Annotated in this window: 10 protein-coding genes; all 10 read left to right on the top strand. The window is 49.5% G+C overall.

Annotation, left to right across the window (positions count from 1 at the left end; translation table 11 throughout):
- Positions 1-93: 93 nt before the first annotated feature.
- On the top strand, positions 94-693 hold the full coding sequence (locus tag NT140_00275; protein ID MCX5830327.1) for a hypothetical protein: 600 nt from the start codon (positions 94-96) through the stop codon (positions 691-693).
- A gap of 15 nt (positions 694-708) precedes the next feature.
- A complete protein-coding gene (locus tag NT140_00270) occupies positions 709-1,233 on the top strand; it encodes a hypothetical protein (GenBank protein MCX5830326.1) in 525 nt (174 codons plus the stop codon).
- Between the two features lie 52 nt (positions 1,234-1,285).
- On the top strand, positions 1,286-1,807 hold the full coding sequence (locus NT140_00265) for a hypothetical protein (protein MCX5830325.1): 522 nt from the start codon (positions 1,286-1,288) through the stop codon (positions 1,805-1,807).
- Positions 1,808-1,871: 64 nt separating this feature from the next.
- The gene (gene pilQ, locus NT140_00260; GenBank protein ID MCX5830324.1) at positions 1,872-3,515 is read left to right on the top strand and encodes a type IV pilus secretin PilQ; all 1,644 of its coding nucleotides are present in this window, start codon (positions 1,872-1,874) and stop codon (positions 3,513-3,515) included.
- Positions 3,516-3,800: 285 nt separating this feature from the next.
- The gene (locus tag NT140_00255; GenBank protein MCX5830323.1) at positions 3,801-5,285 is read left to right on the top strand and encodes an ATP-binding protein; all 1,485 of its coding nucleotides are present in this window, start codon (positions 3,801-3,803) and stop codon (positions 5,283-5,285) included.
- A gap of 23 nt (positions 5,286-5,308) precedes the next feature.
- Positions 5,309-7,015 (top strand): GspE/PulE family protein, encoded by a 1,707-nt coding sequence (locus tag NT140_00250; GenBank protein MCX5830322.1) that lies wholly within the window; start codon positions 5,309-5,311, stop codon positions 7,013-7,015.
- A gap of 22 nt (positions 7,016-7,037) precedes the next feature.
- A complete protein-coding gene (locus NT140_00245; GenBank protein ID MCX5830321.1) occupies positions 7,038-8,252 on the top strand; it encodes a type II secretion system F family protein in 1,215 nt (404 codons plus the stop codon).
- A 30-nt stretch (positions 8,253-8,282) separates the two neighbouring features.
- Positions 8,283-9,605 carry a sigma-54 dependent transcriptional regulator gene (locus NT140_00240; GenBank protein MCX5830320.1) on the top strand — a complete coding sequence of 441 codons (1,323 nt, stop codon included), beginning with the start codon at positions 8,283-8,285 and terminating at the stop codon, positions 9,603-9,605.
- A gap of 26 nt (positions 9,606-9,631) precedes the next feature.
- Positions 9,632-10,186, top strand: a complete 555-nt coding sequence (locus NT140_00235; GenBank protein ID MCX5830319.1) for an RNA polymerase sigma factor — start codon at positions 9,632-9,634, stop codon at positions 10,184-10,186.
- 59 nt (positions 10,187-10,245) lie between these two features.
- The coding region (locus tag NT140_00230; GenBank protein ID MCX5830318.1) for a hypothetical protein at positions 10,246-10,489 on the top strand (244 nt) is incomplete at its 3' end.

Here is a 10,489-nt window from a genome sequence, read left to right as displayed (position 1 = left end):
AGATATTGCTATCAAGCCTACCTGAACAAGCCAAAATAGCCTAATATATTTGCGTCTTATGAAATGCTATGGTATGTTTTTAGCAAAACCTCTTTGCATTTTGGCAAAACCTCTTTGCACTTGATACCGAACTTCCTTTTTACCAGACAGGACAAGCAATCTGCCGCCCAGGCCAAGCGCATCAACATGGCGATATTTATTACCTTTATCGTATGCGCAGTCTTATGCGGAGCGACCCTGCTGTATGAGTATGGATCATTGCAAAGCAAAGAGCGGCAACTGATTGCCCTTGATAAGCAATGGTCGGAATATAAAACCCCGGTGAGCAGGGAACTTATCACCCAGACGGCAGCGGCTTTAAAAGCTAGTGCGGTGGCCGATAGGACGTATTTAAAAAAGTATGAGGGGACGACGGTAATTGCCGAGCTATCTAACCTGGTTCAACCAAACATCCGTCTGCTCAATTTGAAGGCTAATCTTGGCGCTACTGCCGGTAAGACGCAAGACATAGAGATAGAAGGCGTTGTCTGGGGCGAAAAAAAATCGCTGCAGAGTTCGCTCACCGCCTACGTACTCAAACTGGATAGCTCGCCGCTGTTTAATCAGGTTAAAATTCAAAAAACAAGCGAGGAAAATTTCAGACGAGGTACAGTGCTTCGTTTCACTGCCACTATGAAAATAGAAGGTGCATAGTCGGGGGAGAGAAAAATGGCTATCAAAATACCGCCGAAGAGTATTACCTATATAATTACCTGTTCTGCAGTCATAATAATTTTGCTTTTCGCAGGCATATACCCCTTGCACAGGGCCTTGGCCAATCGCGACGAGAAAATTGCGGACAAGAACTTAAAACTGGAGGAGCAGAAGCTGCTGCTGCCCGTTTACGAGATGTTGAAGCAGAAGATGGGGAAGAAAAACGCCCGCCTTTTGCCGCTGCCGGCTAAGGCGCAACTGCCGGGAGACCAAATGGGCAGGTTGGAGACAGATTTAAAAGATATATCCGGCAAGGCCAAGGTGGATTTGATTTCCTTCCTGCCGAACTTGACCTCGGCTGATGTCAAGTCCAAAACAATTGCTGTAGATGCGGTCGCGCGGGGCGAGTTTTTTGCGATGCGTAAATTTTTGATCGGTCTGGGCGGTATTCCTTACGTGGAAAATATTGAGGAAGTGCAGCTTTCCCGGACGACCGATGCCTTGGAAATAAAGGTGAAGTTCTGGGTGGCGCGGAGTTAAATGATCCACGGAAAGATTCCATGAAACCGTCTGGTAAGGGAAGGCGATGGCGATGCAAAAAATAGAAAATATCGGCAAACGAGAGAAAATAATTCTTGGCGTCATGGCGGTTGCCATTTTGTATGGAATGTTTACCTTGGTAACAGGGGGTTCCATTAAGAAAAAATTCAATATTTCTCCCGCCGTGAAAACAACTGAAATACAGGCGCTGGCTAGTAATACTACCAATGCCATCAGCAAGGATGCGCTTTCCGTGTCGGAAGCCTATGCCCTGAGTCGTATTGAAGCGGACTGGCGGCAGGATCCTTTTTATGAAAAAAAGGCTTACAGTGAAATGGTACAGACGGCAAAAGCAGATACTAAAATAGCTGCGAAGGCGGTGAGTTTCAGCTATACCGGCTACATGGAGTATAACGGACGGCTGATGGCGATCATCAATGGTCTGGAATACGCGGTGGGAGAGGCGCTGGACATCCCGGGCTACGTTCTGAGGTCCATAAGCCCTACCAAGGTTACCATTGAAAATAAAGCGGACGGTAAAGCGAAAGTTGAAGTCGTGATGCAGGATTTGTAAAAATCCAAAGAAATGTGAATATATAATTTCTTACTCACCTTTAGGCGGTATGGAGGGATTGAAATTGAATAAGATCCAGAAAAGTTGGCGATGGGGAAGAGGTCTCGCGGTATTGGCGCTTTTGCTGCTGTTTTTTGGTTGCGCAACAGAAAACGGAGCCGTAAAGAAAGATGCGTTTTTCGAAAAATGGGAGACGGCTGCCCAGCAAAGTCCTGGACATTCCCCGGCTACTCGCAACCGAGTCGTCATCTATCCCGAGGCAAAAACTGAGGAAGCCGAAGGGGCGCCGGCGGTAAAAACTGGCATGCAGGCGGATGGCGATCTGTTCCAGAGTCTTTCGAAAGAAAAGATAACCTTGAGAATGCGTCAGGCGGATATTAAGTCCGTCATCCGGGCGCTGGCCCGTGCCACAGGGAAAAATATAATTGTTAAAAACGACATCAAGGGTGAGTTGAATGTAGATTTTACGGGCGTACCGTTTGATCAGGCCTTTATCAATATTCTGCGGTCTCAAAGCCTGTGGTATCTGGTGGATGGTGATGTTATCCGGGTGGTGACCATGGATGATCTGGACCAGGGGTTGAAACTTGCGGCTTTCCAGGATAAGCGCAAAGTCCAGGGATTGGAAGGAAGCAGGGTCGCGCCTTTGCTCACCATGGTCATGAGTATAGATTACGCTGTTCCCGATGAGGTGGCGGCCAACCTGCAGGATTTTTTAACAAAGGACAAGGACGGCAAGGTTGCCCGTGGTTCCGTCAAGGTTAACAAAAGCAGCAATTCCATTATTGTGCAGGCAATTCGAGAAGATCTGAACCGCATGATACCGATAGTGGAAAAGCTTGATCAGCCACCCCAGCAAATTAACATTAAAGCCAGTATCGTGGAAACCACCAAGGATACGGCCCGCAACCTGGGCATTCAGTGGGGTGGCGCCTATGGCCGGGCCTTCGGTAACGGAAATTTGAATCTCACCGGGGGCGGCACCAGCGCTACTATTGGTGGTGCAATTCTACCAACTTCCGGAGCAGTGGGACTCAGTGGTAATAGTCTTGCCGTCAACTTTCCGGCCGCGGCAATGGGCGTAGTCAACCCGGGATCGCTGGGACTGATGTTTGGTTCTATCGGCGGCAATATTCTGGAAATGCAGCTCAATGCGCTTCAGCAGGACAATAAGCTGAACATCCTGTCCAGTCCCTCCATCACTACGATGGACAATCAGATGGCCTACACGTCCAATGGGGAGAGGGTGCCCTATGTCACCCAGACAATCAGCAGCGGTACAGCTACCAATACGGTTACTTTTGAAGAAGCTGTTTTAAGGCTGGAAATAACTCCCCATGTTATTGACGGGAAAAGTCTCAGGATGAAAATCATTGTGAAGAAGGATGAAGTTGATACTACACGCAATGTGCAGGGCAATCCCTTCATTATCAAAAAACAAACGGAAACCAATCTGATTGTGGCAGATGGAGAAACTATAGTTATTTCCGGATTAAGCAAACAGACAACGGCCGGCGCCGAGAATGGCATACCGGGGCTGAAGGATATTCCCGTATTGGGGTGGCTCTTCAAAGGCGACACAGATAAGGAGGCCATGCAGGAGGTATTGATTTTTATTACCCCCAAGATTTTGCCTCCCCAGGTTCTGGCGACGGCGGCAGAAGGGAAAGACAAAGCAGGGGATATAAAACCGGCTGCAGGCCGCTGATTCTTCCATTTCAGCTTCCCTACCGTCATTCAGGCGAAAGCCGGAGTCTGGTGTATTCAAGTTATTACTGGATTCCGGGTCAAGCCCGGAATGACAGAAAGGGGTGTTTTTCAAAGGTCTCAAGGGTTGAATGCAGCGCTGAAAGTAGAAAATGGTATAAGAAATGGAATATTTCCAGATTCTAAACATGCAGAAGGAACCCTTCTCCAATTCACCGGAACCGGATTTTTTTTCCAATCCGATCAACATCAGGCCTGTTTACAGAGGTTGGAGCTGGCCCTCCGTTTGCGTCGCGGTCTGAACATCGTCATGGGCGAAGTAGGTACGGGCAAGACCACCCTTTGCCGGCGCTTGATTCTCAATCTATCCGAGGCGGAAGAAGACAAAAATAATATCGAGACCCACCTTATTCTTGATCCTTCCTTCAGCAACGCCCAGGAGTTTTTGTCGGCGGTGGCGTCGCTTTTCGGCGTTTCGCAAACAAATCCCGAGAGAAGTGAATGGCAATTAAAGGAAGCCATTAAAAACTACCTGTTCCATCGCGGTGTTGACGATAAGAAAACCGTAATCCTCATTATTGATGAAGGCCAGAAAATACCGGAATTTTGCCTGGAAATCCTGCGGGAGTTTCTCAATTATGAAACCAATGAGTACAAACTGCTGCAGATAGTGATATTTGCGCAGAGAGAATTTGAGGAAACATTACGCGAACGTAAGAATTTCACGGACCGCGTAAATCAATATACTATTCTGGAACCACTTAATTTCCGGAATTGCCGCCAGATGATCAACTACCGCATGGCTAAAGCCAGTACGGATCCCTCGTCCGCATCACGCATGTTTACCTTGTTGGCGCTTTGGGCAGTGCATCGGGCAACAGGCGGATATCCAAGAAGAATCATCACGCTCTGTCACCAGGTGATGCTTACCATGATCATTCAAAACCGCACCCGGGCCGGCTTTTTTTTGGTGCGTTCCTGTGCCGGTCGGATCAATCCCTTGAAAGCGCCCTTTCAAGCGCCCTTTCAAGGACTTCATTGGCCGCGTTGGGCGGCGTATTTCGCAGGGGCTTGCATACTGTTGTTTTTGATTGTCAATAATTACGAAAAAATCAATATTTCATCAGCAGGTCGCCAGGACGCGGCTAATATAAAGCAGGTTCAAAGTTCGCCAGTAAAAGCCAATATCACCGCGGAGTCGGGCGCGATGCCAACGGCAGCAGAGGCGAAGTTGCAGCTCGCGGTATCGTCTGTTCCACCGGTTGCTGCAGTTGGGGAACGCTCGGATAAAGAGTCTGCAAAGATGAAAATACCTGATGTGCTTGGTCAATTAATCGTGGAAAAAAATGATTGCGTATCCAAGATGCTGGAACGTCTTTACGGCCGGGAGGTAATCTATCGCCTGGATGCGGTGCGGCGCGTCAATCCGCAAATCAGGGATATCAATTGGATAAAAAAAGGCGACATCGTCACCGTGCCCATACTAAGGAGTAAGGACAATCCTTTGCCGGCAGGAAAATATTGGCTGCAAGTGGCAACGCCCGCGAATCTGCCGGAAGCTTACAAATTTATGACAGAAAACAATCAATTGCCGCGTTTGCTCTTACATACCTACTGGAATAAGAATGAGGGGACGGTCTATTCTGTATTGCTCAAGGAGGGATTCGGCAGTGAGCCGGCGGCTGATGCCTTTAAAAAAACTTTACCGCCGGCCTTGGCGTCAAAAGCCAGGGTAATCAGCGGCTGGCCGGATAATTCGGTATTTCTTTGATCACATCATAGTGGAGAAGTTGCATGCAGGTAAAAAAACGTTTGGGTGAAATGCTTGTCGAGGGCAATCTGCTGACTCAGGAAGACTTGCAGCAGGCGCTTACAGAGCAAAAAAAAGCGGGCTTGAAGCTGGGACAGTTTCTGGTACGGCGCGGCGCCATAGCGGAAAGCCAGATTGTGGACGTATTAAGCCAGCAACTGAAGATTGATAAATATCACCCCGATAAATATCCGGTTGATGTTACTTTGATCCGGCTGATACCGATTGCCATGGCCCAGAAATATCTGCTGGCGCCGCTTAAAAAAAAGGGTCGCCTGCTGACCATTGCCATCACCGATCCGCTTGATATCAATATCCTTGATGCCATTGAAGTAATAACCGATTCGGAAGTGGAGCCGGTCGTCTGTACGGAGCGGGAAGTCAACCAGCTCATAAACAGCATCTACGGCATGCAATCCAAGATTGGCGATGTGCTGGAAAGCATGTCCGTTGATTCCCGCGATGCCGAAGATATAGAAGCCGAAAAAGCAGCGGAAGATATCAAGGTTGCCTCCCTGCAGGATATGGCTAGCGAAGCGCCGGTGGTCAGGCTCGTTAATTCCATTTTTGCCCAGGCGGTTCGCGAAGGAGCCAGCGACATCCACGTGAGCCCGCAGAAAGATAATATCCAGATTCGTTTCCGTATTGACGGCAAGCTGCACGAGGTGCCATCGCCGCCAAAAGCGCTTTTTCTGCCGATGGCCGCCCGCATCAAGATCCTGGCCAATATGGATATTACCATATCACGCATCCCTCAGGACGGACGTTTTACCCTGAGGGTAGATAAAAAGGAAATCAATGTGCGTATCTCCTCCATGCCGACGATCTATGGCGAGAACATCGTCTTGCGCTTGCTGGATATGAGTGTCGGCATTTACACCCTGGACAAACTGGGAATGTTTGGCGAAGATGTGCAGAAAATTCTTAAAGTTTCGCAAAAACCCTACGGAATGATTCTCAGCACCGGACCCACCGGCAGCGGTAAAAGCACCAGTCTTTACGCCATTCTGAATGCTCTGAACCGGCCGGATATCAATATTATCACCCTGGAAGACCCGGTCGAATACCGGATTGATAATATTCGTCAGGTTCAGTTAAACCGCAAGGCGGGTATGACGTTTGCCAGCGGCCTGCGCTCTGTTCTGCGCCCGGATCCGGAGGTAATAATGGTAGGCGAAATACGGGATCAGGAAACGGCGGCTATCGCCGTACAGGCAGCTCAAACCGGGCACCGTGTGCTGAGTACGCTCCATACCAACGACGCCGCCGGCGCCGTGGCGCGTTTCATTGACATGGGGGTTGAACCTTTTCTCGTGGCCTCCGTGCTGCTGGTATCCTTTGCCCAGCGATTAGTCAGAACCAACTGCCCTTACTGCGTGGAGCCATATCAGCCGTCTGCCAACGCCCTAGCGGCCTGGGGATTAGACAAAATGGAAAAGACGAACTTTCAGAAAGGGAAGGGGTGTTTCCAGTGCCTCAATACGGGCTATAAGGGCCGCACCGGCGTCTTTGAAATACTCGAGAACGATGAGACAATCCAGGATATGATCATGAAGAAAAGGTCGGCGCAGGAGATCACGCGGGAGGCAGTAGCCGCAGGGCATATGAGAACATTGAAAGATGATGCCGCTCTCAAGGTAGCGCAAGGGATCACAACTCTGGAAGAGGCAGCTTCGGCGGTATTAGTATAAGCGTTTATTGGAGAGGGATTATATGGCAAATTATGCCTATCAGGCTATCAACGCCAGCGGAGCCAATATCCACGGCACAATCCGTGCCGAATCGGCAACCTTGGCGGAAAATATCCTTACTGCGCAGGGTCATATACTGACGGCGATTTCTGTGACCACTCCCACTGTCTCGCTGTGGGAGCGCCTGGAAGAGAAAATGGGCTCGCTCAAATCTACGGAACTGATTGTTTTTACTAAGCAGTTCCGTTCCATGCTGCACGCCGGTATTCCGATTATGCGGATATTGCAGGTGCTGGAAGCGCAGACGGAGAACAAAATATTAAAAAAAGTGGTGGTCCGGATGGGCGAGGACATTCAGCAGGGTTGCACACTTTTCGAGTCGCTGGAAAAGCATCCGGCGGTTTTTTCGCAGTTATATCGCAGCATGGTGAAGGCGGGAGAAATGAGCGGCGCCCTGCCGGAAGTGCTCGCGCGCCTGGTATATATTATTGAGCATGAAACTAAAATCAAGTCGGACATCAAGTCGGCCTTGCAATACCCGAAGATGGTCATTATTGCCCTGAGCATCGCTTTTTTTGTGTTGCTGACCTTCGTTATACCGAAATTTGTCGCCATCTTTGCCAAGGCCGGTATAAACCTGCCTTTACCTACCAAGATTGCGATGTTTCTTTATCAATTCCTGGCGAATTACTGGTATGTCCTGATTGCAGTCGTTGTTGGCGTTTTCTTCGCATTACGCGCCTATTTTAAAACAACCAGCGGCAGACTGCAAAAGGATGCCTTTCTTCTGAAAATGCCCATCTTTGGTCCCCTCTTTAACAAAGCGGCTCTTTCCCGTTTTGCCAGCATCTTTGCCATCCTCCATTCCAGCGGGGTGCCGGTGATTCAGACCATGGGCGTCCTGGCCGGTACAATCGGCAACGCGGCTATTGCACGGGAGTTTGAGCGTGTCCGCTTGGGGATGGAACAGGGCGCAGGCATCTCCGGACCTCTCAGCTCGGCAAAATATTTCACCCCTATGGTGGTGGACATGGTGGCGATAGGGGAGGAATCAGGCAATATTGAAGACATGCTACGCGAGGTGACCATCCATTATGACGACGAGGTAAATTACGCGGTAAAAGGCTTATCCGATGCCCTGGGGCCCATTCTTCTGGTAGGGCTGGCGGCCGTCGTCGGTTTTTTTGCGCTGGCCATCTTCCTGCCCATGTGGGATCTGACCAAGATGGTAAAGTAACATATCTCTTCTAGTAAACTCGGATTACCTGTGCAGAAACTGCGGAACAAAAGAATCCCGATCAGCCTTTATATACTCGTGCCCTTGATTTTTACGGGCATTGCCATAATCAGCTCCCTCGTTACCTACCACGCAACGATTTATCACCTGCATCGGGGCCCGGCAGCGATCCAGTATATTTTTTTGTGGGTGGCGATTACGATTATTGCCTGCTTGATCTGCAGTTACATCGTCATTTCACGCATTTTGAACCCGGTTGTAAAATTCATCACTACCAGCGAAGAAATTCTTGCGGAGGACTCTTCCGAACCGAAATCATCCCGCTTAGATAAATCCAATCCGGCCTATTACGCGGAAGTGTTTGATAAAATAACCGATATACTGGGGAAGATGGAGGCCAAGGAACTTTTCCCCCGGATTATCGGACAAAGTCTCGGGATGCGTGACCTGTTCGGCAAGGTGCTGAAGGTGGCCCCGACGGATACCACGGTCTTGATCATGGGGGAAAGCGGCACGGGCAAGGAACTTATCGCCACCGCGCTATACGAACATAGCCGGCGCAAAGGGCTGCCCTTCATTAAATTAAACTGTGTAGCCATTCCGGAAGGACTCCTGGAAAGTGAGCTGTTTGGTCACGAAAAAGGAGCTTTTACTGGCGCCGTGGCGCGAAAAACCGGGAAATTTGAACTGGCTGACGGCGGGACGATTTTTTTGGATGAAATAGGCGACATGCCGCAGGCAACCCAGGCTAAATTGTTACGCACCCTGCAGGAGAAAGAAATTGAGCGGGTAGGAGGAAATGGACCGATAAAGGTAGATGTCCGGTTCATTGCAGCCACCAACAAAAATCTGGAAGCTCTGGTGAAAGAAGGAAAATTCCGGGAGGATCTGTATTTTCGGTTGAGCGCCTTCCCCATCAGCATACCGGCCTTAAGAGATAGACGGGAAGACATCCCTTTGTTGTGCCAATATTTTCTGGCGGCCACGGACAGGAAGCTTTCTTCCGCAGTTCACCAAGCCCTGTTGGGATATTCATGGCCGGGCAATGTGCGCGAACTTCAGAACGTCCTGTCTCGAGCAGAAGTTCTGGCAGGTAAAGATGGCGATATTGCCGTAACCAATCTGCCTGCGCATCTTCACCAATATTATCCGGCAGCAACAATTGCCGATCAGGATTTGAATACCATTGACGACCGCTTGCATTCCATAGAAAAAGGCCTTATCATCGAGGCCCTCGAGCGGACGCGGGGAATTCAGGCCAGGGCGGCGGAGTTACTGGGAATCAATCAAAGAAGCCTCTGGCACCGGATCAAGAAGTTCAATATTGACGTTGAATCATTGAAAAATAGGTAAGGGGTATAGCGCAGGGTAGGGCTCACATGGAACAGAACCAGGAGGCGGAGATTGTAGCGCGAATCCTCAAAGGCGAGCGCGAAGCCTTTTCCCTGCTCGTCGAGGAATATAAAGCACCCATCTTCAACCTGGCCTACCGCATGACCGGTAATCGGGAAGATGCGGGTGAACTGGCCCAGGAAACATTTGCAAGGGCTTTTACCAAGCTCATTAAATATCAATCAGAGCAGAGGTTTTTTACCTGGCTTTATACGATCAGCTTGAATGTCGTCAAAAACCATCTGCGCCGGCAATCACTCTGGAGGAAGCTGGTGGCAGGCGGCGTATCCGCGGCTATACATGATCAGAGCAGTAATCAGGAAAACGACCTGCTGGTAAAAGAAGAACAGCAACAGCTTCAGGATGCCTTGCTGAAACTGCCTCACGATCAGCGGGCGGCCTTGGTGCTCCGTTATTATGAAGACCAGTCTTTTGCCGATATAGCCCAAATATGCGGCTTGCCGGAAAACACCATTAAAATGCGCGTCTATCGGGCCCTGGAAAAACTGCGTGCGGTTATGGAAGAATGGAAAAGTCACTGAAAATATGGCTCTTTCTCACTTTGTGTAGGTAACCCAGATATCCCCGAGTGCTTCTATCTTTGTCATCCCCGATAAGAAAATTCGGGGATGACATCCTTTATTTTACCCTGCCGGGTCTGGTCTTCCGATTGCTTTATTCGCTCAACTATAATATGACTCTGCAGATGGATTACATAAGAATCAGAGGTGCGGCGCAGCACAACCTCAAGAATATCAATCTCGACATTCCCAGGGTCAAGCTCGTGGTCATTACGGGCGTCAGCGGTTCCGGCAAATCTTCGCTGGCCTTTGACACCATCTACG

It is taken from the genome of Deltaproteobacteria bacterium, from assembly GCA_026388415.1.
GTDB lineage: Bacteria > Desulfobacterota > Syntrophia > Syntrophales > JACQWR01 > JAPLJV01.
The sequence above is the reverse complement of the archived record's forward strand: the minus strand, read 5'-3'. Positions and strand labels throughout refer to the sequence as shown.